24 protein-coding genes and 1 riboswitch are annotated in these 22898 nt (G+C 70.7%); of the genes, 12 read left to right on the forward strand and 12 right to left on the reverse strand.

All coding sequences use genetic code 11. The annotated features are described in order from the left end of the window. Positions 1-65: 65 nt before the first annotated feature. Together OG226_RS41015 and OG226_RS41020 are read right to left on the reverse strand one after the other, a co-directional pair. Complete coding sequence (locus OG226_RS41015) at positions 66-2636, reverse strand: ABC transporter permease (RefSeq protein ID WP_329351807.1); 2571 nt, start codon at positions 2634-2636, stop codon at positions 66-68. A gap of 4 nt (positions 2637-2640) precedes the next feature. Next, the gene (locus OG226_RS41020) at positions 2641-3501 is read right to left on the reverse strand and encodes an ABC transporter ATP-binding protein (RefSeq protein WP_329351809.1); all 861 of its coding nucleotides are present in this window, start codon (positions 3499-3501) and stop codon (positions 2641-2643) included. A gap of 248 nt (positions 3502-3749) precedes the next feature. Between OG226_RS41020 and OG226_RS41025 the strand changes: the two genes are divergently transcribed. Then, entirely contained in the window at positions 3750-3989 is a 240-nt protein-coding gene (locus OG226_RS41025) for a toxin-antitoxin system HicB family antitoxin (RefSeq protein WP_328684767.1), read from the forward strand. 4 nt (positions 3990-3993) lie between these two features. Continuing rightward, complete coding sequence (locus tag OG226_RS41030; RefSeq protein WP_328684768.1) at positions 3994-4368, forward strand: fic family toxin-antitoxin system, toxin component; 375 nt, start codon at positions 3994-3996, stop codon at positions 4366-4368. Here the strand turns inward: OG226_RS41030 and OG226_RS41035 are convergent, their stop codons facing one another. Together OG226_RS41035 and OG226_RS41040 are read right to left on the reverse strand one after the other, a co-directional pair. Continuing rightward, positions 4369-5064, reverse strand: a complete 696-nt coding sequence (locus OG226_RS41035; RefSeq protein WP_328684769.1) for a class I SAM-dependent methyltransferase — start codon at positions 5062-5064, stop codon at positions 4369-4371. It lies immediately after the preceding gene. A gap of 106 nt (positions 5065-5170) precedes the next feature. Beyond that, on the reverse strand, positions 5171-5857 hold the full coding sequence (locus OG226_RS41040; protein ID WP_328684770.1) for an esterase/lipase family protein: 687 nt from the start codon (positions 5855-5857) through the stop codon (positions 5171-5173). Between the two features lie 115 nt (positions 5858-5972). Between OG226_RS41040 and OG226_RS41045 the strand changes: the two genes are divergently transcribed. After that, the gene (locus tag OG226_RS41045; RefSeq protein ID WP_443066951.1) at positions 5973-8729 is read left to right on the forward strand and encodes a LuxR C-terminal-related transcriptional regulator; all 2757 of its coding nucleotides are present in this window, start codon (positions 5973-5975) and stop codon (positions 8727-8729) included. A 446-nt stretch (positions 8730-9175) separates the two neighbouring features. Here the strand turns inward: OG226_RS41045 and bioD are convergent, their stop codons facing one another. The 3 genes from bioD to bioB are packed head-to-tail and all read right to left on the reverse strand — an operon-like array spanning position 9176 to position 12435. Next, the gene (gene bioD / locus OG226_RS41050; protein ID WP_329351812.1) at positions 9176-9916 is read right to left on the reverse strand and encodes a dethiobiotin synthase; all 741 of its coding nucleotides are present in this window, start codon (positions 9914-9916) and stop codon (positions 9176-9178) included. A gap of 1 nt (position 9917) precedes the next feature. Next, positions 9918-11210, reverse strand: coding sequence for an adenosylmethionine--8-amino-7-oxononanoate transaminase (locus OG226_RS41055; protein ID WP_329351813.1), 1293 nt, complete (start codon positions 11208-11210; stop codon positions 9918-9920). Then, complete coding sequence (gene bioB / locus OG226_RS41060; RefSeq protein ID WP_328684774.1) at positions 11203-12435, reverse strand: biotin synthase BioB; 1233 nt, start codon at positions 12433-12435, stop codon at positions 11203-11205. Before bioB ends, OG226_RS41055 begins: the two co-directional genes overlap by 8 nt. A gap of 146 nt (positions 12436-12581) precedes the next feature. Between bioB and OG226_RS41065 the strand changes: the two genes are divergently transcribed. Then, positions 12582-13709, forward strand: a complete 1128-nt coding sequence (locus OG226_RS41065; RefSeq protein ID WP_329351814.1) for an 8-amino-7-oxononanoate synthase — start codon at positions 12582-12584, stop codon at positions 13707-13709. 41 nt (positions 13710-13750) lie between these two features. Here the strand turns inward: OG226_RS41065 and OG226_RS41070 are convergent, their stop codons facing one another. Both OG226_RS41070 and OG226_RS41075 read right to left on the reverse strand, forming a co-directional pair. Next, positions 13751-13975, reverse strand: coding sequence for a DUF397 domain-containing protein (locus OG226_RS41070; protein ID WP_328684776.1), 225 nt, complete (start codon positions 13973-13975; stop codon positions 13751-13753). A 9-nt stretch (positions 13976-13984) separates the two neighbouring features. Next, positions 13985-14854 carry a helix-turn-helix domain-containing protein gene (locus tag OG226_RS41075; RefSeq protein WP_328684777.1) on the reverse strand — a complete coding sequence of 290 codons (870 nt, stop codon included), beginning with the start codon at positions 14852-14854 and terminating at the stop codon, positions 13985-13987. A 212-nt stretch (positions 14855-15066) separates the two neighbouring features. On the opposite strand from OG226_RS41075, the gene OG226_RS41080 reads away from it, so the two are divergent. Then, positions 15067-15525, forward strand: a complete 459-nt coding sequence (locus OG226_RS41080; RefSeq protein ID WP_327405691.1) for an ATP-binding protein — start codon at positions 15067-15069, stop codon at positions 15523-15525. Positions 15526-15630: 105 nt separating this feature from the next. On the opposite strand, the gene OG226_RS41085 is transcribed toward OG226_RS41080, so the two are convergent. The 3 genes from OG226_RS41085 to OG226_RS41095 all read right to left on the reverse strand — a co-directional run bounded on the left by OG226_RS41085 (position 15631) and on the right by OG226_RS41095 (position 17578). Further along, the gene (locus OG226_RS41085) at positions 15631-16104 is read right to left on the reverse strand and encodes a C40 family peptidase (protein WP_019059527.1); all 474 of its coding nucleotides are present in this window, start codon (positions 16102-16104) and stop codon (positions 15631-15633) included. Positions 16105-16107: 3 nt separating this feature from the next. Further along, a riboswitch (cyclic di-AMP (ydaO/yuaA leader) is annotated at positions 16108-16287 on the reverse strand. Positions 16288-16626: 339 nt separating this feature from the next. Further along, positions 16627-16935 (reverse strand): hypothetical protein, encoded by a 309-nt coding sequence (locus OG226_RS41090; protein WP_328684778.1) that lies wholly within the window; start codon positions 16933-16935, stop codon positions 16627-16629. A gap of 7 nt (positions 16936-16942) precedes the next feature. Further along, positions 16943-17578: an ATP-dependent Clp protease proteolytic subunit gene (locus OG226_RS41095; RefSeq protein ID WP_328684779.1), complete on the reverse strand. Its 636-nt coding sequence runs from the start codon at positions 17576-17578 to the stop codon at positions 16943-16945. Between the two features lie 63 nt (positions 17579-17641). On the opposite strand from OG226_RS41095, the gene OG226_RS41100 reads away from it, so the two are divergent. The 7 genes from OG226_RS41100 (at position 17642) to OG226_RS41130 (ending at position 22856) form a co-directional block, all read left to right on the forward strand. Next, positions 17642-17938 carry a type II toxin-antitoxin system Phd/YefM family antitoxin gene (locus tag OG226_RS41100; protein WP_328684780.1) on the forward strand — a complete coding sequence of 99 codons (297 nt, stop codon included), beginning with the start codon at positions 17642-17644 and terminating at the stop codon, positions 17936-17938. Positions 17939-18223: 285 nt separating this feature from the next. Further along, positions 18224-18526, forward strand: a complete 303-nt coding sequence (locus tag OG226_RS41105; protein WP_328686580.1) for an urease subunit gamma — start codon at positions 18224-18226, stop codon at positions 18524-18526. A gap of 9 nt (positions 18527-18535) precedes the next feature. Further along, positions 18536-18847 (forward strand): urease subunit beta, encoded by a 312-nt coding sequence (locus OG226_RS41110; RefSeq protein WP_328684781.1) that lies wholly within the window; start codon positions 18536-18538, stop codon positions 18845-18847. Next, positions 18840-20561, forward strand: a complete 1722-nt coding sequence (locus tag OG226_RS41115) for an urease subunit alpha (protein ID WP_328684782.1) — start codon at positions 18840-18842, stop codon at positions 20559-20561. The genes OG226_RS41110 and OG226_RS41115 overlap by 8 nt, the downstream gene beginning before the upstream one ends. Next, positions 20561-21235, forward strand: coding sequence for an urease accessory protein UreF (locus OG226_RS41120; protein ID WP_328684783.1), 675 nt, complete (start codon positions 20561-20563; stop codon positions 21233-21235). Before OG226_RS41115 ends, OG226_RS41120 begins: the two co-directional genes overlap by 1 nt. Positions 21236-21423: 188 nt before the next feature. After that, positions 21424-22101, forward strand: coding sequence for an urease accessory protein UreG (ureG, locus tag OG226_RS41125; RefSeq protein WP_328684784.1), 678 nt, complete (start codon positions 21424-21426; stop codon positions 22099-22101). A 29-nt stretch (positions 22102-22130) separates the two neighbouring features. Further along, positions 22131-22856 (forward strand): urease accessory protein UreD, encoded by a 726-nt coding sequence (locus tag OG226_RS41130; protein ID WP_328686581.1) that lies wholly within the window; start codon positions 22131-22133, stop codon positions 22854-22856. The last annotated feature ends 42 nt before the right edge of the window (positions 22857-22898 follow it).

The raw sequence follows: 22898 nt of genomic DNA on the forward strand, positions 1-22898 counted from the left end.
AACTCTCCTCGCAGGCACGTGACCTGACTGGGCGTCACTTGATGTGAGTCGCTGTCGCGATTCCATCACTCGTGCGCGATAGCCGCCAGCACGTTCATGCGCGACGCGCGGAGCGCCGGCAGCAGTGCCGCCACGATGCCGACCACCGCCGAGCCGATCACCACCGCGACGATCGTGGTCCAGGGGATCGCGAGCGCCTTCATGCCCTGGAGCGCCAGGACTTGCTGCGCGCACACGCCCCACACCAGGCCCAGCCCGAGCCCGAGTACCGCGCCGAACACGGCGATCACCACCGACTCCAGCCGGATCATCCGGCGCAGTTGGCGCCGGCCGAGGCCGATCGCGCGGAGCAGGCCGATCTCGCGGGTGCGCTCCACGACCGACAGGGCAAGGGTGTTGACCACGCCGAGCACCGCGATGACGATGGCCAGCCCGAGCAGCGCGTACACGAGATAGAGCAGGACGGCGATCTGGTCGTGGACGAGCTTCTTGTAGTCGGCCTGGTCGCGGACCTGGACCTGCGGATAGGGCTTCAGCGTCGTCTCAAGGGACTTGCGGAGCCGGTCGGCACCCGTACCGGACGCGGCGTTGACGTACAACGAGGAGTCCTGGCCGTTCGGGACGTACCTCTCGACCGTGGCGATCCCGAAGAACAGCCCGCCCTGCGTCCCGAACCCGCCCGAGAAACCCTGATCGCTCAGGGCGCCCACGGTCAGCTTCGTGGTGCGGCCGCCCGGGAACTCGACGGGGAGCACACTGCCGAGCCGTACACCGTGCTTCTTCGCGAAGTCGGCCTCCATCGCGAGGTGTCCGGCCGCGAGCGCCGAACTCGTGCCGCCTTGCGCGTACTTGATGTGGGCGACGTCGTCGAGCGGGGTGTCGTAACCAGCGGCCGTCGTCTCCACCCGCCTGCCGTCCGGCAGCCGGACGGCGAGGGGCGCGAAGCGGGCCCGTACGACGAGTCCGACGCCCTCGGTGGCGCGCACCTGGTCCGTGACCTCCTTGGAGAACGGCAGGAAGTTGCCGTTCTGGATCACGAAGTCGGCGCCCAGGGTCTTGTCGATCTGCTGGTCGAAGGACTTGGACATGGACGCGCTCGCCACCGACATCCCGCCGACCAGCGCGAGCCCCACCATCAGCGCCGCCGCGGTGGCGCCCGTACGGCGCGGATTGCGCAGGGCGTTGCGCTGGCTCATCCGGCCGACCGAGCCGAACAGGGCCGGGAAGGCGCCGCCCAGCACCCGGATCATCGGGCGGACCAGGAGCGGGCCCGCGATCACGGTCGCGATCAGCGTGAGGACGATGCCGAGGCCCAGTAGGGAGGAGGACGAGGCGGTGCTCGTCGCGGCGGCGCAGCCCGCCAGCGCGGCCACGCCGAGCGCCCCGACGATCGACCCCACGACCGCACGCACCCTCAACGGCCGCCCCACGCCCGCGACTTCCGCGTCCGCGAGGGCCGCCATCGGGGAGACGGTCGCCGCGCGCCGGGCCGGGAGATACGCGGCGACGAAGGTGACACCGACACCGACGACGTACGCGGCCACGGGAGTCGGCCAACTGACCACCATCTCCGCGGTCTTGAGGTTCATCCCGAACGCGGTCATCAGCTTGATCAGCCCGGCCGCGAGCCCGATCCCGGCCGCCAGCCCGAGAGTCGAACCCACCAGCCCGAGCAGCAGCGCCTCGGTGAGCACCGACCGCCGCACCTGCTTGCGGTCGGCGCCCAGGGCACGCAACAGGCCCAGTTCACGGGTGCGTTGGGCGATCAGCATCGAGAACGTGTTGACGATCAGGAAGACACCGACCAGGACAGCGATCCCGGCGAAGCCGAGCATCACGTACTTGATCACGTCGAGGAAACCGCCCAGATCGGCGGCGGCGGACTTCGCCTGCTCACTCGCCGTCTTGATGTCGTACGTACCGGACGCGTCGATCGCGGCCGTCACCCGCCGCTTGAGTACGGCGTCGTCGACACCCTTCGCCGCGTCCACCGAGATGCTCGTGGCGCGGTCGGACGCGCCCAGCAGCTGGGACTTCGCGGTGGCGGGGTCGAGGAAGACCAGTGCGGCACCGGGGTTGGTGGTGGTGAAGGTGGCGATGCCGACGATCTTGACGTGGAAGGTGCCCGGCTGCGCCTGGACCGCCAGGGTGTCACCGATCTTCACGTGCTTGTCGTCGGCGGTGTCGGCGTCCAGGAGGGCCTCGCCGGCGCCCTGCGGGGCATGGCCCGAGGTCAGTTTCACCGGGCTGCGGTCGGTGAGGTACCAGTCGGTGGCGATGGTGGGCGCGCCGGTGGTCGGGCCGACGGACTTGTTGTTGCTGTCGACGACCACGATGTTCTCGACGGACACGTCCGCGTGGGTCGCGGCGACCCCGGCGACCTTCGCCACCTGCGCGGCGAGCGAGGCGGGCACGGTCTCGGTCGCGCCGGTCGGCACCGAGGACTTGAGGTCCTGTTTCGGCTCGACGGTCACATCGGCGGACGTGGACGCGAAGAGCCGGTCGAAGGTACGGGTCACCGTGTCGGAGAAGATCAGACTGCCGGCCACGAACGCCACCGACAGCACCACGGCCAGCGCCGAGAGCAGCAGCCGTCCCTTGTGCGCGAGGAAACTCCGGAGGGTCGCCTTCAGCACGGGGTCAGTCCTTGTCGGGGGTTACGTCGGTCGTGTCCTTCGAGGGACCGTCGAGCTGCCCCCTGGCCAGGTCGAAGCCGGGGGTCTGGGGGTCTCCCCCAGAAAAGAGGCGCATGCGCTCCAACACCCCCTCCGCCGTCGGCTGCTCCATCTCGTCCACGATCCGCCCGTCCCCGAGGAAGATCACCAGGTCGGAGTGGGCGGCGGCGCCCGGGTCGTGGGTCACCATGACGACGGTCTGACCGAGATCGTCCACGGCGTCGCGCAGGAAGCCGAGCACTTCGAGGCCCGCCCGTGAGTCGAGGTTGCCGGTCGGCTCGTCGGCGAAGATCAGCTCGGGGCGGGAGGCGAGCGCCCGCGCGCAGGCCACGCGCTGCTGCTGACCCCCGGACAGCTGGGACGGCCGGTGTTTGAGCCGGTCCCGCAGCCCGAGCGTGTCGATGACCTGGTCCAGCCACTTCTGGTCCGGCTTCTGGCCGGCGATGTCCATCGGCAGCGTGATGTTCTCGGCCGCGTTGAGGGTCGGGATGAGGTTGAACGACTGGAACATGAACCCGATCCGGTCCCGGCGCAGCCGCGTCAGCTCGCGGTCCTTCAGCCCCGTGATCTCGGTGTCGCCGAGCCACACCTGTCCGGCCGAAACGGTGTCGAGCCCCGCCAGGCAGTGCATCAACGTGGACTTCCCGGAACCCGACGGACCCATCACCGCGGTGAAACGGCCGCGCGCGATGTCCACGTCCACCGAGTCCAGGGCGAGCACGGTCGTCTCGCCCGAGCCGTACGCCTTGGTCAGACCGTGGGCGCGGGCCGCGATCCCGCCGGCCGAGGCCTGGCCTGGAGCGTGTTCCGCAGCAGATGTGGACAAGACAGCCCCCTGGGATTCCCTCGCTCGTCGACGTCCCGGGACTCTCCGAGACGTTCCGATCGCTTCTTCCGCGTTCTTCCGCCTTCGTCGCGGGCCGAGCCTAGTGTGACGCGCCACACAGCCGATATCCCCCGTGCGACCGAGACGGTCTCCACCGCAGGTCGGGCCCCCGATACCGGTGTAAGGGGCAATCTCCACCCACCGCTGTGCCCTTGCCGGTGCTAGCGATCCGGCGCTAGCGTCTAGGTATGGCGAAGACCCAGCTGAACGTACGCGTGGACGAGGGCACCGCCCGCGCGGCCCGTGAACGTGCCCTGGCGCGCGGCATGAGCGTCAACCGCTACATAGAAGAACTGGTCAGACAGGACACCGGCGAGGTCGGCCACACCTTCGTCGAGGCCGCGGCCGACTTCATGAAGCAGTACGAGTCCGTCTTCGCCGACGAGTTCGGCACCGACGGGAAGCACACCCGCGAAGGTCGCCGCTGATCCGTTGAGCAATCTCAGGATCGACCTCGCCTGGCTGCTGATGCTCGCCGAACACAACACACCCGGAGACCCCCAGGTCACCGACTGGGGCGCGCTCGTCGCCGCCGTCGCGCGCCACCAGGCCGACATATTCGACGTCCCGGTCTACGACAGCCCGCACGCCCGCGCCGCCGCCTTACTCCAACTCCTCATCCACGTCCCCGCGTTGGAGCGCTCGAACGCCCTCTTCGCCTCCGCCGTCGCGTACGCCTACCTCGTCGCCAGCGGCCTGAAGGTCGTCACCTCGCCCGAACAGGTCCGCGATCTGGCCCGGTTGGTCAAGAGTGGTGAGGCGTCGGTCGACGAGATCGCGCAGGAGCTGCGCCAGTGGAGCCTGTGATCACTCCTCTGTGTCAGGGCGCCACGCGGTGCCCAGGACGCAGTACGAGCTGGGCAGGGTCGGCCCCTTCTCCGGGATCAACACCCGCCGGTACGGCCCGAGTTCGAACCCCGCGTCGCGCAGCGCGGCGACCGGGTCGCGGGACAGATGGCAGCCGCCGTTCAGCGGCGGCCACAGCGTGCGGTCCAGGGCACGCTGGGTGAACGCCATCGCCGGTCCGCCGCCCCGACCGTGCTCGAAGAACCGTACGGCTCCACCGGGCCGCAGCACCCGCCGTACCTCTGCGAGCGCCCGCGGCACGTCGCGCACGCTGCACAGCACCAGAGACAGCACGACCGCGTCGAAGGCCTCGCTCTTGACGGGCAGCTTCTCGGCCGCGCCCGGCACCACGTCGACGGGTACCTCGGAGCGGAGCGCGGACTCCACGGCGAGCCGCCGCAGAGTCCGCTCGGGTTCGATCGCGACGACCTCCGAGACGGCGCTCGGATAGTGCGCGAAGTTCAGGCCGTTCCCGGCCCCGATCTCGATCACCCGCCCGGAGAGCCCGGCGAGCAGCCGGTCCCGCATCCCGGCGAGGCCGAACCGCGACTCGGCGCTCACGCTGAAACGGGCGTAGTAGCGGGCGAACAGCGGGTGGTGGACGGCGTCCCGCGGCACAGTGCCCACTGTGCCGGAGCCTGCGGACCGTAGCGGCATGACGACCTCCCGGACCGGACCGGGCCGAAACCGGTCCCTACCGGGATTGTCCCCCCTGCCGCCCTTGACCACCCCCGCTGCCGCCGGGGATCGGGCGGGGCCGGGATCAGGAGATGAAGTCCCGGACCTGCTCGTAGACGCCGTAGTCGTTGTTCATGTCGGTGTGCGAGATGCACCCGACGTCGACGTTGGTCGCGCCGCTCAGCTCGGCCGAGGTGTCCGGGTCGATCGCCGCGTCGCAGTCCGACCAGTAGGCCGCGTACGACACGCTGCCCGGCGTCTCGTCACCGGAGTTGAGCGCCGTGAGGAACGAACTCCCCGTCTGCATCTCCTTGCAGGAGGTGTACAGCCAGCCGCAGAGCGAGGCGATGCTCGTCCCGTGGTTCACCCCGGCGACCGACACGAAGTCGTCGACGTACGAGGTCCCGCCGAGGTTCTTGAGGTAGTAGCGGCTGTTGAGCGCACCCATGGAGTGGACCACCAGGTCGACCTTCGAGGCGCCGGTGCTGGCGAGGACGGACTTGATGTAGGTCGACAGCGTCGAGGCGGTCGTGACGTTCGACTTCGTCCAGTCGTACGAGATCGCGTACAACTCGGAGGACGAGTAGCCGTCCGCCTTGAAGTCCGCGATCCAGTCGTCCCAGCTTGTGGAGTCGCTGCTCAGACCGTGCACGAACACGATCGGGTTGTGGCTCGCCGCGTGAGCGGGCGTCGAGGCCAGGGAGAGTGACAGAAGGAGCGAGGTGGTCACGGCCGACAGGGCCGTGGCGATGCGACGCTTGCGGCGCTGCATGATGCCTCCTGATACGGGTGGGGTTGTCAGGAGTGTCAGCGCGGGTCTACGCGCGGCGCATCGGCGAAATCGCCGGTCTTTACGGGTGAATTAACTCGCCAGTAACGTCAGTTGTGTGCTGACTCCGGTGAACCCCACTTCCCTAGACCGCACTTCGCCCCCGTCGCGCACCGACACCGGGCGAACCCTCGACCCCGCGCTCCCCGAAGGGGTCCGCATCCGCGTGCTGCGCGCGGTCTACGGTGATCCACGCGCCGCCGCCGAACTCCTCTCGTGCCTGACCCCACGCCAGGCCGCGGGCCTCGACCCCCTCCCGACCGAACCGGCTTCCCTGGCACCGGAGTTGCTGACCCGGTACCGCCGGGAGAATCGCGCTCTGCCCGAGGACACACGGCTGCTGTTGCTGCTCGCGGCGGCGGACCAGTACCCGGTCGCCACGCATGCCTTCCTGCGGGCCGTCGCGGCGGGGCGGCTCGACACCCGGCCGCTCGAAGCCGCCGAGACGGCCGGGGTCGCGCACGCGACGGCCGGCGGGGTCGTCTTCCGCGACGCGTGGACGAGGATCGCCGCGTACGAGACCGGCTCCCCGGCGGACCGGCGGGACGTCCACCGGTTGCTGGCACGGGTGTTGCGCGCCGAGGGCGAGACGCCGCGACGTTCCTGGCACCGGGGCGCGGGAGCGCTCGGCCCCAGCGTGCGGCTCACCGCGGAACTCCGCACGGCCGCACAACAGGCACGCGACGCCGGCGAACACCCCCTCGCCTGCGCCCTCGTGGAACGCGCCGCCGCGCTCTCCAGCGACCCGCGTGAACAGTCCCGCCTCCTCAACCGGGCCGCCGGTGACGCCTGGCAGTCCGGAGAGGGGGACCGGGCGCGAAGACTCGCGGCCGCGACGGACAGCGATGCGTTGAACGGCGTGTTCGCGTTGCGGGCGGGTAATGCGGCCGAGGCGTTTGACGCGTTGCTGGTGGCGGTGGTGCGGGCGGGGGCCGGTGCGATGGGTGGGGCGGATGGAGTGAGTTGTGGGGGAGGGGCGAAGGCGGATGCGGCTTGGGGTGTGGCGGGGCGGGCGGGCGCGGCGCTTGCGGAGGTGGCCCGCGGGGAGGCGGGGCTTGCGGAGACGGCGCTTGCCGAAGCTGCACGCGGGGAGGCGGCACGTGCCGACGGGGCGGTTGTGGAGGCGGCGCGTTCGGGTGTGGTGCCTGCGGGAGGGGCACGTACGGGTGGGGCGTCTGCCGGCGGACCACGTGCGGACGTAGCCCCTAGGGAGGCTGCACGTGCGGCGTCGGCGTCGGCGTTTGTGGGCGCGGCGAAGTCTGTCGAGTCCCTTACCGGTGCGCCTTCAGAGACCGGAGCGTCCCGAACGGCCGCCGCACTCGGAACGGCCCCCGCACTCCGGACCATCACGGCCCCGGGAACCGCTGCCACTTCCCGAACGACCGTCGCGTCCCCCATGGGTGCCGTACCCCCATCTCCTGCCGAACCCCGGATCACCGCCCCACCTCCATCCCTCTCCGTACCTCGAACGACCCCGACACCCCGAACTCCCGCCCCCGACCACGTAGTTCACCTCCTCGCCCGGGCCACCGAAGCCGCCGTCTACACCGGGGACCTGAGACGGTGTCGGGAGGCGGCGGCCGTCGCCTCCCGCGTCGGGATCGTGCCGCACGGGACGCTCGGGGGACTGGCTGCCGCATTCGAGGGGCGGTACGAGGACGCGCGGGATCTGCTCAAGGCCGCTGCCGGGAGGTGTGGGCCCGGAGGGGACCCCACCCTCCTCATCCATGCCGGGATCGCCGCGTTGATGCTCGGGGATCACACCCGTGCCACCACCGCCACCGTGCGGGCGGTGGCCTCGGCGCGGGCACGGGGTGCGACCGTGGTCGTGGCGCAGGCGATGGAGTTTCGGGCTTACGCCGAGTTCTGGACCGGGCATCCGAAGGCCGCCGAGTCGGCTACGGCCGATGCTCTGTGGCAGGCCCACGCCACCGGGCAGGACAACGGAGCCTGTCATCTGCAGGCCGCGCTCGCCATGTTCGCGGCGCTCACCGGGGACGCCGACGTGTGCCGGGAACGTGCCGCCGCCGCTCGTTCGTACGCCCTCGGCCGTGGGCTGGGGCTGCCCGCCGCCCTCGCTCAGTGGGCGCTCGCCTATCTCGACCTGAGCAGTGGTCGGTTCGCCGCCGCCGCGGCCCGGCTGCGTGCGCTCGCCGGGTTCGGGCCCGGGCACGGGCACCGGGCGATCCGGCATCTGGCCACCCCGCACTACGTGGAGGCCGCCGTCCGTAGCGGCGACACCCGTATCGCCCGTGCCGCACACGCCGACTACGACCGCTGGGCACGTGCCGTCCGCAGCCCCGACGACCTTGCCCTGAGCGCCCGTTGCCGGGCTCTGCTGGCCCCCGGCGACGAAGCCGTCGAGCACTACCGCATCGCCCTCGACCTGCACGCGCGCGGCACCCGTGACTTCGAACGAGCCCGTACGGAGCTGCTGTTCGGCGCCGCGCTGCGTCGGCTGCGTCGGCGTACCGAGGCTCGCGACCGGCTGCACACCTCGCTGGAGGCCTTCGAGTCCTTCGGCGCCCCGCACTGCGCCGCCCAGGCCCGCGCCGAACTCCGCGCCCTCGGCACACCGGTGGCCCCGACCGCCCTCCCCACACCGGGTGCGCTCGACCCGACCACCCGCCTGACCGCCCAGCAACTCATGGTCGCCCGCATGGCAGCCGACGGCGCCACCAACCGCGAGATCGCCGTCCGCCTCGCCCTCAGCCCCCGCACGATCGACCACCATCTACGCGGCGTCTTCAGCCGGTTGGGCATCCGGTCGCGGATCGAACTGGTACGGCTGCTGGCGGAAGGAGAGGCCTCGTAGGCCGGACCCGGACCGCGTCGGACCGGCCTGGCGCCGTTTCCGCCGAGGGCGGTCCTTTGAGCGGTGCCACGTGAGAGACGCGACGGGCGAGGCGGTGCCAGCCGGAGGCTGGGCGGTGGGAGTCCGTCGAGCAGGGGTCCACGGGCCGTGCCGCGTGCGATTCGTGGCGCAGCGCGGGGCTGTGTCTGCCGTGGCGCGGTCTCTCCTGGACCGGCTCAACCGCCCTGCGTCCGACTCCAGTTGGCGGCGCCGCGCCGCCCTTGCCCGCCGCGGTCTCCTCAACCGCGCCAGGCCCGACGACAGTCGATGGTGCCATCGCCACGGTGTCTGCCGGACCGCACAGCCCCCGACCCGCTCCTCGCAACGCTGCCGCCCCGAAGCCGAAGGGCATGCCCCCAGCCCAGCGGACCGACCGACCCTCCGGCCGTCCGCCGAACAGGACGGCCCTAGACCGCGCCCCCACCCCAAGCAGCCGGAGCCTCCCGCACCCCGAACCCCTCCGCATCCCACACCCCGTCAAGCCGTTCCGCCACCCAACTCGGCGCCGCTGCACGGAAGTCCACCGGTGCCAGTGCCCCCGCCCCTTCGGGCAACGCCCCGAGCAACGGAGCCCCCGCCACCTTCGGCAGGTCGGCCACATTGCAACGTGACGCCAGATCAGGTGAGTTGGGCCAGCTGCCGATCACCAAGCCCAGCAGATCAAGCCCCTGGGAACGGAGTTCACGGGCTGTCAGTTCCGTCGTGTTCAGGGTGCCGAGGCCCGCCGACGTCACCACCAGGACCGGGGCCCCCAGCAGCCGCGCCGCGTCCGCCAGCGTGCCGCACTCCTCGTCGAACCGTACGAGCAGCCCGCCCGCGCCCTCGACCAGCACCAGGTCGTGCTCGGCGGCCAACTTCTGGGCGGCTTCCGCGATTTCGTGCGGGTGTACCGGTGCCAGACCGGCCCGGCGCGCGGCCGTGCCGGGGGCCAACGGCTCGGGGTACCGGGCGAGTTCGGTCGCCGTGACCGCGCCCGCGAGCCTCGCGACCTCGTCGGCGTCCCCGCGCTCGTCCGGCCGTAGGCCCGTCTGGGCGGCCTTCAGGACGGCTACCGTGCGGCCGGCTGCGAGCGCTGCCGCCGCGACCGCCGCCGTGGTGATCGTCTTGCCGACCTCCGTGCCCGTGCCCGTGATCACCAGTACCGACATGTCATCCCTCTCGTGCGGCCGCGCACACCGCGCGGGCGATCCGAGCCAGGTCGGCGTCGCCCGTGACGTACGGCGGCATCGTGTAGACGAGGTCGCGGAACGGCCGTAGCCACACGCCCTCGCGTACGGCCGCGTCCGTGGCGGCCTTCATGTCCACGTCGTGGTCGAGCTGGACCACGCCGATGGCGCCGAGGACGCGGACGTCCCGGACGCCGGGGAGCTGAGCGGCCGGGGCCAGGCCCTCCCACAGGCCCGTCTCGATGCGCTTGACCTCCGTCAACCAGTCCTGGTTCAGGAGGAGTTCGAGCGAGGCACAGGCCACGGCCGCCGCCAGCGGGTTGCCCATGAAGGTCGGGCCGTGGGCGAGGACCGGTACCTCGCCCCGCGAGATGCCCTCGGCGACGCGTGACGTGCACAGCGTCGCCGCCATCGTCATGTAGCCGCCGGTCAGCGCCTTGCCCACGCACATCACGTCCGGCGTCACCGCCGCGTGCTCCGCCGCGAACAGCGCGCCCGTGCGGCCGAAACCCGTCGCGATCTCGTCGAACACCAGCAGCACATCGTGCTCGTCGCACGCCTCGCGCAGCACCCGCAGATACGCGGGGGAGTGGAACCGCATCCCGCCCGCGCCCTGCACCACCGGCTCCACGATCACCGCGGCCAGTTCGTGCGCGTGCCGTCCGATCAGCTCGCGCAGGTGGTCGGCGTACGACTCCTCGTACTCGGTCGGTGGCGCGTCCGCGAACACCTGGCGCGGGAGCACCCCCGACCACAGCTCGTGCATCCCGCCCTCGGGGTCGCACACCGACATCGGCTGCCAGGTGTCGCCGTGGTAGCCGCCGCGCCAGGTCAGCAGGCGCTGTTTCGCGGGGCGGCCGAGCGAGCGCCAGTACTGGAGGCACATCTTCACCGCGACCTCGACCGACACCGAGCCCGAGTCGGCGAGGAAGACGTGTTCCAGGCCGTCGGGTGACATGTCGACAAGGAGCTTCGCCAGGCGTACGGCGGGCTCGTGGGTGAGCCCGCCGAACATGACGTGGCTCATCCGGCCGAGCTGCTCGTGCGCGGCCTCGTTGAGCACGGGGTGGTTGTAGCCGTGGATCGCCGACCACCAGGACGACATCCCGTCGACCAACTCGCCCCCGCCGCCCGCCAGTCGGAGCCGCACCCCGCTCGCCGACTCCACGACGAGCGGGTCGACCCGGCCGGGCATCGGACCGTACGGATGCCAGACGTGCCGCCGGTCCAGCTCCAGCAGCTCCGGGACGGGCAGGTGGCCGATCGGGTCAGGCATTGGGCGCGATGTCCGTTCCGGCACCTCGACGGCGTACGGAGACCAGATCCCGGCGGACCTCGTCGACCGGCGGCGCGGAGGCGGCCGTAGCCGCGGCGGCGGGAGCGGAACCGCAGACTCCGGCTTCCTCGTGCCCGCCGCAGCCGCCAGTGGCGCCCTCGTGCCCACCGCACCCGGCGTCGGCTCCGTCGTGCGAGCCGCAGCCGCCCGCCGTCACGGTCGCCCGGTGGTCCGGCAGCGTCACCTCGCCCGCGCCCTCCACCTCGAAGCCCGCGTCCGCGATCATCTCCAGGTCGGCGTGGCCGGCCTGGCCCTCACTGGTGAGGTAGTCGCCGAGGAAGATCGAGTTGGCGAGGTTCAGGGCGAGGGGCTGCATCGTGCGCAGGTGGACCTCACGGCCGCCCGCGATACGGACCTCGACGTCCGGGCAGACGAAGCGGACCATCGCGAGGATGCGCAGACAGCGCTGCGGGGTGAGGTGCCACTCGGCGGCGAGCGGGGTGCCCTCCATCGGGATCAGGAAGTTGACCGGTACCGAGTCGGGGTCCAGCTCGCGCAGGGAGAAGACGACGTCGATCAGGTCCTCGTCCGTCTCGCCCATGCCGGCGATCAGGCCGGAACAGGCGGACAGACCGGCCGCGTGCGCCTTCTGCACCGTGTCGACGCGGTCGGCGTACGTGTGGGTGGTGGTGATGTCCCCGTACGTCGACTCGGACGTGTTGAGGTTGTGGTTGTACGCGTCCGCGCCGGCCTCGCGCAGCCGGTCGGCCTGGCCGTCGGAGAGCAGACCGAGGCAGGCGCACACCTCGACGCCCTCGTTCTGGTCCTTGATCGCCTTGATGGTGCCGGCGACCCGGTCCACGTCCCGGTCGGTCGGACCCCGGCCGGAGGCGACCAGGCAGACGCGCTTGGCGCCTCCGGCCACACCGGCCGCCGCGGCCTTCGAGGCGGCGTCGGGTTTCAGCCACGTGTACTTCAGGATCTCGGCCTTGGAGCCGAGCCGCTGCGAGCAGTACGAGCAGTCCTCGGGGCACAGGCCGGACTTCAGGTTGACGAGATAGTTGAGCTTCACCCGTCGGCCGAACCAGTGCCGGCGCACCTTTCCGGCCGCGGCCACGACATCCAGCAGGTCGTCGTCCGAGGTGGCGAGGACGGCGAGAGCTTCCGCGCGGGTCGGCAGCTCGCGCCGAAGCCCCTTGTCCACGAGCGTGTTCAGCAGGTCCATGAGATCCGATCCTGTCCTACGGGACCACTTGCGGCCAAGGAGAGAATGCACAAGACATGGGGCTGGGCGTGTGGGTATCACCACACCATGGGCGGCTCGTCGTCCGATTAGTGTCTGTGCACTGCCTACAAAAGCCCGGAGGAACCATGGCGTTCGGCTGGATCGACGAGCAGGCGGAGCAGCGCCGTCGCGCCGGGCTCGTACGGACCCTGCGGCCCCGGCCCGCCGACTCGCCGCTCCTCGATCTCGCGAGCAACGACTACCTGGGTCTGGCCCATCACCCCGAGGTCGTCGAGGGCGCCGCCGACGCGGCGCGGACCTGGGGCGGTGGGTCGACCGGGTCGCGGCTCGTCACCGGTACGACCGAGCTGCATGCCCAACTGGAGCGCGAGCTGGCCGAGTTCACCGGGTTCGAGGCCGCCCTCGTCTTCTCCTCCGGCTACGCGGCCAACCTCGCCACGGTCACCACGCTCGCGCCGCACGGCTCGCTGATCGTCTCCGACGCGGGCAACCACGCCTCGCTCATCGACGGCTGCCGACTGGCCCGGGGGGCGACCCAGGTCGTAGGGCATGCCGATCCGGACGGGGTGCGCAAGACGCTGCGGACGCACGACGGGCAGGCTGTCGTCGTGTCCGACTCGGTGTTCTCCGTGGACGGCGACGCGGCGCCGGTGGGGGCGCTCGCCGAGGCGTGCCGGGAGTTCGGGGCGGGGCTGCTGCTCGACGACGCGCACGGGCTCGGGGTGCTGGGCGCGGGCGGGCGGGGGGCGCCGTACGCGGCGGGGCTCGCGGGGGCCGAGGACGTGGTCGTGACGGTGACCTTGTCCAAGTCGCTCGGCAGTCAGGGCGGGGCCGTGCTCGGGCCGGCGCGGGTCATCGACCATCTGGTCAACGCGGCGCGGACGTTCATCTTCGACACGGGGCTCGCGCCCGCCGCCGCGGGCGCGGCGCTGGCGGCACTCACCCTGCTGCGGCGCGAACCCGAGCGGGCCGCCCGGGCCCGCGCCGTGGCGAGTGAGCTGCACACGCGTCTCACCGCCGCGGGTCTGGAAGCGGTGCGTCCGGACGCCGCCGTGGTGTCGGTGCGTGCGCCGTCCCCGGAGGGGGCCGTGCAGTGGGCGGCCGACTGCCGTACGGCAGGGCTGGCCGTGGGCTGCTTCCGTCCTCCTTCCGTGCCCGACGGCATCTCACGGCTCAGGCTGACCGCCCGAGCGGACCTCTCCGGGGCCGAGATCGAACGCGCTGTACGTGTGATCGGCGAGACGCGACCATGAGTCGGCGTGACACGGTCGTGCGTCGCTGACAGGCGGATCGGTCAGTGGAACGTGGCGAGGAAGCCCGTCCAGCTCGCGGGGGAGAAGAGCAGGGCGGGTCCTTGCGGGTCCTTCGAGTCGCGTACGGCGAGCAGCCCCGCGCGGGGGCCTGAGCGCGGACGAGCCGCCTCGACGCAGTTGTTCGCTCCCGTGCTGTGGCTGCTGCGCAGCCACCGCACACCGGACAGTTCAGAACTGGAAGGTACGTTCCGAGGCAGTGCAGACATGGTGCCTCCTTACGCGCCGTCACCTATCCCGGCGATGTAATCCGACGAATCATCGGGCGAAAGGGCGTGGAACTGAAGGGTGCTGAAGGCCTCGCTGTAGGCCTCTAGGTCTTCTTTCCGTTCGAGGTAGAGGCTACTCGTCAAGTGGTCTAGAACAACCACGTCCAGATCAGAAGTGCTCGGAAAGGAGAAGATAACGAAAGGTCCGGTGATGCCGATGTGTGCTCCTGCGGCGAACGGCAGTACCTGAAGCCTCACTTGGGGCAGCCTGGCCGCCTCCACGAGCCGGTCCAGCTGACGTGCCATCACCCCCGGCCCGCCGACCTCGCGCCGCAGCACCGCCTCGTCGAGGACCACGCTCAGCTCCAGCGGCGGATCCGCGCGCAGCACGTCCTGCCGGGCCAATCGCACCTGTACCAGCGCGTCGAGCCGCTCGGGGCCGTCGTTGTCGGGGCCCCCTACGGCTGCCCGGGTCACCGCCCGGGCGTACTCGGGGGTCTGCAGCAGGCCGGGGACCACCGAGGTCTCCAGGGTGCGGAGCGTGCTGGCCTGTGACTCCAGGCTGATGAAGTCCCGGTAGGCGGGCGGCAGTACACCGCGATAGGCGTGCCACCAGTGGTGCCGGCCGCCGCCGTCGTCGGAGCCGGCCAACACGAGGAGCATGTCCCGAAGGTGTGGGTCGCCGACCTGGTAGACGTCGAGGAGTAACCGGACGTCGGGCGGTTTCACGCCACTCGCGCCGGTCTCGATGCGGCTCACCTTCGACTGGTGCCAGCCGACCAACCGGGCCGCCTCACCGCTGGTGAGCCCCGCTTCCGCACGCAACGCGCGCAGTTCCGCGCCCAGTTTCCGGCGGCGCACCGCGGGACCGTACTGCATGGGTTTCTCCTTACTCCTTCCGAGCCGCCCAAATACGGTCTGGGGTCGCAGAGTTCACCGCTTCGAGCGACAGATATATGCATATCTTGGTGGATCGCCACCGTTACCGACGAGGTAATGGCAGTCTGGCGAAGAAGCACCAGTCCGGGACCGTACTCGAACCATCCGCTCCGTGTCGGACACCGGTCCCGCGGGAAAGGGACGACCGCGCCATGGCAGACCATCTGGAAGCATCCGTCACTCTGCCGAGCGATCCCGCCTCGGTCTCCACCGCCCGCACCTATGTCGTCGGGACCCTGGTGGAATGGGGACTTCCGGCGGACACGGAGGTCGCCGACACCATCCGCCTCATCGTCTCCGAACTCGCCACCAACGCCGTACAGCACACCTTCGGGCAGTCACCCACCTTCACGGTGGACATGGAGCTGGAGCGTGACGAACGGCTGCGCATCGGGGTCACCGACAGCCATCCCCGGTTCCCGAAACGCCTGCCGGCCGCCGTCCAGCAGGACAACGGCCGAGGCATGGTGATCATCCGCTGGCTGACCGCGGAGTGCGGCGGCAAACTCAAGGTCCGGCCCACCCTGGAGGGCGGCAAGACCGTCTCCATCGAGGTGCCCTGGACGGTACCGGCCCGACCGGTGACCACGGCGGGCCAGCAGGAGCCGTAGAGCCGCCGTCTTCCGAACGCCTCCGTCCCGAACGTCCCTGGACACCCGAGGGGGGTGGCGGCCTGTCAGGTGGCCGCCACCCCCCTCGGGAGATTCGGACAGGCCCTAGCTGACCCGGCCGTACCAGACGCTCTTGGTCCAGATCTTCTGCAGCCTCACCACGTCCCCGGTCTTCGGGGCGTGCCAGATCTTTCCCTTGCCGGCGTAGATGCCGACGTGGTAGACGCTGGAGCCCGAGTGGAAGAAGACGAGGTCCCCGGCCTTGCGGCTCTTGGCCGAGATGTGGTGGGACTTGTTGTACTGCTGGGCCGCCGTACGGGGCAGTTTCTTGCCTGCCTTCTTGTACGAGTACAGCGTGAGCCCGGAGCAGTCGAAGCGGCCCGGTCCGGTGGCCCCGTACCTGTACGGGGCGCCCTTCTTGGACGCCGCGACCTGGAGTGCCTTCGTCGCGGGTGTCGCGGCCGCGGCGTCGGATGCGACGCCCGGTATCACGACGGAGCCGCCCACGGCGGCGATGGCGAAGGCCGAGGCCGTACCGGCCCTGACCATCAGCGACGGGACACGATTGAGCGCAGTCATGCGCAACCCTTCGTCAGCCGCCTGTGAAAGATGACCTGTCGGATTCGGGCTGACAAAGTTGCCCGGCCGCTGACGCGGCTTCACCCCAAGGGCTGCTCGACCCGGTCATGGCGTGACCGTCCCGGCGACCCGTCGTGCTTGGGTCCTCCACTCCTGCCGATGCACTCCTGTCGACCTGTCATCCGGGTGGCGGCAGGACTCGGCGTCCGCCCGGATCGCCCCGCCGCTGCGGCGGGGTCTTGTCGTCAGACAGGGATCTTCACCTATGAATGTCCGAAAAGCCCAACGGAACCGGGGATTTGTGGGGTTACTCACCACTCACCCGTTCGGGTGGACAGCCCCGTGTTCGAAGGGGTGTCGAGGGGTGCCAGGCCCTCGGACCAGCACCGGAACGCTTCATACGGCCCTGGGGCTACGCGTGTTGCGCAACCCGGACGGCCGTATGGACGGAGCGGCGACTACTCCGATCGGGGGTACGCCGTTCGGCTCGTTTCGCCCCCGGCCGGGACGGCTCCGGGTCCGTCAACTGTCGGAGGACGCGGGGATGGTGACGCGAGCCGTGCGGCGCTCCCCGTCCAGCACGCGCAGCGCCCGCGCGAGAGTCGGGGCGTGCAGTTCGGTCTCGCCCCGCTGGTGCATCAGCGCCAGCGCGTCCCGCAGCTCGGTGGCCTTGGCCACGAGCGCCTGAGCGGCCCTCAGGCCACGGTACGTGTCACCGTCGTGCGCCGGGTTGATACGGCCGAGCAGGTCGGCCACATCCAGATAACGGTCGATCAACTCGCCCTCGGCGCGTGTCAGTGCGGGCAGCGGAGGCAGTTCCGGCGGCAGCATCGTCGGCTCACTCCCCGCCCGGCTCGGTGAGCGAGATCCTGCGGGTCGACACGATCCGGTCCACCAACCCGTATTCCAGAGCCTGTTGGGCATCCATGATCCGGTCCCGCTCGATGTCCGCGCTCACCTGCGCCACCGTCCGTCCCGTGTGCAGGGCGAGCAGTTCCTCCAGTTGGACCCGCGTGCGTGCCAACTCCCCGGCCTGGATGGCGAGATCACTCGCCTGACCCTGGATCGGCTCGGGGAACGAGGGCTGGTGGATCACCACCCGCGCCCCCGGCAGCGCCGACCGCTTGCCCGGCGTGCCCGCCGCCAGCAGCACCGCCGCGGACGAGCCGGCTTGGCCCAGGCAGATCGTCTCCACGTCGCAACTGACGAACTGAAGGGTGTCGTAGATCGCCGACATCGCGGTGAACGAGCCGCCGGGCGAGTTGATGTACAGCGAGATGTCCCGGTCCGGTGCCTGGTATTCGAGGTGCATGAACTGGGCCATCACGTCGTTCGCCGAGATGTCGTCGATCGGCGTCCCGAGGAACACGATCCGCTCCTCCAGCAGCTTCGAGTACGGGTCGAGGGTCCGGTGGCCTGCGCTGGTGCGCTCGGTGAACTCGGGCAGGACGTGGCGGGCGGACGGTCGGGTCATGGGTACCCCTCCTTCGGCATCTGTAAGAAATGTACAGGACGTACATGACGTTATGATGGGGATATGGCCTACGAGATTCCGGTGACACAAGCCAGGGCTGAGCTCGCCGACCTGATCAACCGGGTGGTGTACGGCGGCGAGCGTGTCGTCGTGACGCGGCACGGTAAGCCCCTTGTCGCGCTGGTCTCCGCCGCCGACCTGGAGCGACTCGGCGAACTCGACAAGCTGGACCGCCTCGACGAGCCGGCCGAGGAGCAGGTGATCAGCTCCGTCTCGCGGGTCCATGAGGTCGCGTCCGCTCCCCGCGAACGCCAGCGGTTCGGTATCGCGGCCGAGCATCGGGGGCCGAAACCCTCGTAGTGAGGGTGTGCTCTACGGGCGTAGATGTGATTGTCCTGATCACAGCTCGGTTAACTTGCTTGAAACTCGGTCCAACTAGCCTGCCCATCCATGCCACCAGGGACTTTCCCTGGCGGCTGAGCGGGTCCGGCGAAGTCCGCTGCGGTTCGGCAGCGCCCCGATGGGGCGCGGGGAACCGCGCGACCGGCCACGACGGGCCTTCGGACGACGTCCCGCACTCCGAGCGGAGCGTTTAGGCGGCAGCCGGACCCCGCACGGTCCGGAGCGAGGACTGTGAGGTGGGACGTGCAACTGACCCCGCACGAGCAAGAGAGGCTGCTCATCCATGTGGCGGCCGACGTGGCCGAGAAGCGCCGGGCCCGTGGTCTGAGGCTGAACCACCCCGAGGCCGTCGCCCTCATCACGTCGCACATCCTCGAAGGCGCCCGTGACGGCCGGACCGTCGCCGAGCTGATGTCCTCCGGGCGCAAGCTGCTCACCAGGGACGACGTCATGGTGGGCATCCCCGAGATGATCCACGACGTACAGGTCGAGGCGACCTTCCCGGACGGCACCAAGCTCGTCACCGTCCACGACCCGATCGTGTAGGAGGCCTCGATGATTCCCGGCGAGATCCTGTTCGCGGACGACCCGATCGTCTACAACGCGGGCCGCGAGGTCACACGGATGACCGTCCTCAACGCCGCCGACCGGCCCGTCCAGGTCGGCTCCCACTACCACTTCGCCGAGGCCAACCCCGGGCTTGAGTTCGACCGCGCGGCTGCCCGCGGGCAGCGGCTCAACGTCGCCGCCGGTACGGCCGTGCGCTTCGAGCCGGGCATCCCCGTCGACGTCGAACTCGTCCCCCTCGCCGGCGCCCGGATCGTGCCCGGACTGCGCGGGGAGACCGGAGGTGCCCTCGATGCCTGAGATCTCCCGCGCCGCGTACGCGGACCTGTTCGGGCCGACCACCGGCGACCGCATCCGGCTCGCCGACACCGATCTGCTGATCGAGATCGAGGAGGACCGCAGCGGCGGTCCCGGACTCGCCGGTGACGAGGCCGTGTTCGGCGGCGGCAAGGTCATCCGCGAGTCCATGGGCCAGGCGCGTGCCACGCGTGCGGAGGGCACTCCCGACACCGTCATCACCGGCGCCGTGATCATCGACCACTGGGGCATCGTCAAGGCCGACGTCGGCATCCGCGACGGCCGCATCACCGGCATCGGCAAGGCCGGCAACCCCGACACCATGGACGGCATCCACCCCGACCTGGTGATCGGCCCCGAGACCGAGGTCATCGCCGGCAACGGACGCATCCTCACCGCCGGTGCCGTCGACGCGCACGTCCACTTCATCTGCCCGCAGATCGCCGACGAGGCGCTGTCCGCCGGGGTCACCACACTGGTCGGCGGCGGCACCGGACCGGCCGAGGGCTCCAAGGCGACCACCGTGACGCCCGGCCCCTGGCATCTGGCCCGGATGATGGCGGCGATGGAGCAGTACCCGCTCAACATCGGCTTCCTCGGCAAGGGCAACACCGTCTCGCACGACGCGATGATGTCCCAGATCCGCGGCGGCGCCCTCGGCCTCAAGCTGCACGAGGACTGGGGCTCGACCCCGGCCGTCATCGACGCCTCGCTGACCGTCGCCGACCGTACGGGCGTCCAAGTCGCCATCCACACCGACACGTTGAACGAGGCCGGGTTCGTCGGCGACACCCTCGCCGCGATCGCCGGACGCGGCATCCACGCCTACCACACCGAGGGCGCGGGCGGCGGGCACGCGCCGGACATCATGACCGTGGTCTCCGAGCCGCACGTGCTGCCCAGCTCCACCAACCCGACCCGGCCCTACACCGTCAACACCGCCGAGGAACACCTCGACATGCTGATGGTCTGCCACCACCTCAACCCTGCGGTGCCCGAGGACCTGGCCTTCGCCGAGTCCCGCATCCGTCCGTCGACGATCGGCGCGGAGGACATCCTCCACGACCTCGGCGCCATCTCGATCATCTCCTCCGACGCGCAGGCGATGGGGCGCGTGGGCGAGGTGATCCTGCGGACCTGGCAGACGGCGCACGTGATGAAGCGGCGGCGGGGTGCGCTGCCGGGTGACGGCCGTGCCGACAACCATCGTGTACGGCGTTATGTCGCCAAGTACACGATCAACCCCGCCCTCGCGCAGGGCCTCGCCCGCGAGATCGGCTCCGTCGAGACCGGCAAGCTCGCCGACCTCGTGCTGTGGGAACCGGCGTTCTTCGGCGTCAAGCCGCACCTCGTCATCAAGGGCGGACAGATCGCCTACGCGCAGATGGGCGACGCCAACGCGTCCATCCCCACCCCTCAACCCATCCTGCCGCGGCCGATGTTCGGGGCGATCGGACGGGCGCCGGCCGCCAACTCCTACAACTTCGTCGCCCAGTTGGCGATCGAGGACGGGCTTCCCGAACGGCTCGATCTCGGCAAGAAGTTCGTCGCCATCGAGTCCACGCGGGGGGTCACCAAGGCCGACATGCGGGAGAACGACGCCCGGCCGCGCGTCCAGGTCGATCCCGACAGCTTCGCCGTGCACATCGACGGGGAGTTGGTCGAGGCGACTCCCGCGGCCGAACTGCCCATGGCCCAGCGGTACTTCCTCTTCTGATGTCCAGGGGAGCACTGCTGGTGCTGGCCGACGGCCGCTTTCCCGCCGGGGGGCACGCGCACTCCGGCGGGGCGGAGGCCGCCGTCAAGGCCGGGCGGGTCACCGGGGCGGCGAGCCTTGGTGAGTTCTGCCGTGGGCGGTTGCACACGGCCGGGCTCGTGTCCGCCGCGTTGGCCGCTGCGGCCGTACTCGGTGCCGATCCGGAGGAGTTGGACCTCGCTGCGGATGCGCGGACTCCGTCGCCCGCGTTGCGACTGGCCTCGCGGAAGCTGGGGCGGCAGCTGATGCGGGCCGCCCGGGCGACCTGGCCGTCCGCCGAACTCGACGCCCTGGCACGGGAGTTCCCCAAGGGGGCGCACCAGCCGGTGGTGCTGGGGCTGGTGGCTCGGTCGGCCGGGCTGGGGCCGGAGGACGCGGCGTACTGCGCGGCCTACGAGAGTGTGAGTGGGCCGGCGTCCGCGACGGTGCGGTTGCTGAGCCTGAATCCCTTCGACGCCACGGCTGTACTGGCCCGGTTGGCACCGGAGTTGGACCTGGTCGTCGATCGGGCGGTGGAGGCGGCCCGGGGTGTGCTCGACGCGGGGGCCGACGCGCTGCCGTGTGCGTCCGCGCCCTTGCTGGAGATCGGGGCGGAGGCGCATGCGGCTTGGGCTGTGCGGTTGTTCGCGTCGTAGGGGGTTTCCTCGCCCCCGCCGCCCCTACCCGTCCCATCCCCAGGGGCTCCGCCCCTTCGACCCCGTCAGGGGGCTCCGCCCCCTGAACCCCCGATCGGCCTGAACGGCCTCGTCCTCAAACGCCGGACGGGCTGGAGGATGCACCCCTCGCTGACAGGGCCCGTAGAAAGACCAGAAGGAGCCGCCCCATGCACCTCGACCACACCCACGACGGCCCCGCCGCCGTCAGTGCCGACGCCCGCCGTGCCGACGGCACTCGCCGGGCCCTGCGCATCGGGCTCGGTGGGCCTGTCGGATCGGGCAAGACCGCCACCGTCGCCGCGCTCTGCCGGACCCTGCGCGACGAACTCTCGCTCGCTGTCGTCACCAACGACATCTACACCCGCGAGGACGCCGAATTCCTGCTGCGGGAGGCCGTGTTGCCGCCTGAGCGGATCACCGCCGTGGAGACCGGGGCCTGTCCGCACACCGCTATTCGGGATGACATCTCCGCCAACCTCGAAGCCGTCGAGGATCTGGAGGACGAGGTCGGGCCGCTGGACCTGATCCTGGTCGAGTCGGGTGGGGACAATCTCACCGCCACCTTCTCCAAGGGGCTGGTCGACGCGCAGATCTTTGTCATCGACGTGGCCGGCGGGGACGACATTCCGCGCAAGGGCGGCCCCGGTGTCACCACCGCCGATCTGCTCGTCGTCAACAAGACCGACCTCGCGCCCTACGTCGGGTCCGATCTGGGGCGGATGGCTGCCGACGCCAAGGCTCAGCGGGCCGAACTTCCCGTCGTCTTCCAGTCGTTGAGGAGCGAGGCCGGAGTGGTCGACGTTGCCGGCTGGGTGCGGGAGCGGCTTGCCGCGTGGGTCGCGTGATCGTGAGCGGGGTGCGGGCCACCGCGCGCATGGTGGCCCGGGAGGACGGGCGGGGCGGTACCGCGCTGCCCGTGCTGGAAGGGGACGGGCCGCTCGCGTTGCGGCGGACCCGGGGGAGCGGGGCCGAGGCTCAGGTCATGCTCGTCGGGGCCATGAGCGGTCCGCTCGGCGGGGATCACTTCGCCGTCGATTCGGGCGTCGAGCGGGGGGCCCGGTTGCGGGTCGGGTCCGCTGCCGCCACCATCGCACTGCCCGGGCAGGCGAAGGGGGAGTCTCGGTACGACGTTCGGCTCAGCGTCGCCGAGAACGGTGAACTGCACTGGTTGCCGGAGCAGTTGATCTCCGTACGCGGTAGTGATCTGCGGGTGACGACGCGCGTTGACCTTGCCGACTCCGCACGGCTCGTGCTGCGCGAGGAGCAGGTGCTCGGGCGGGTCGGGGAGGAGCCCGGACGGCTCACCAGTCGGCTCACGCTGCGCATCGCCGAACGGACCGTCCTGGACCAGGAGTTGGCCTGCGGCCCCGGAGCGCCCGGCGGTTGGGACGGGCCCGCCGTGCTCGGGGGACATCGCGCTGTGGGGCAACTCCTCGTCGTGCGGCCGGAGTTCATTCAGAAGCCGGTCGCGGCACGCATGCTGGGGGAGTGTGCGAGCCTCGTGCCGCTCGCCGGGCCCGCCGTGCTGGTGAGTGCGATCGCCTCCGACGCGCTGCGGCTGCGGCGGGTGCTGGACGAGGCAATGTCCATTCTCGGGTGAGTATCCGCTGAGCGGTACGGATGTTTCCGCTTATCGGATTGG

The sequence above is a fragment of the Streptomyces sp. NBC_01261 genome (genome assembly GCF_036226385.1).
GTDB lineage: Bacteria > Actinomycetota > Actinomycetes > Streptomycetales > Streptomycetaceae > Streptomyces.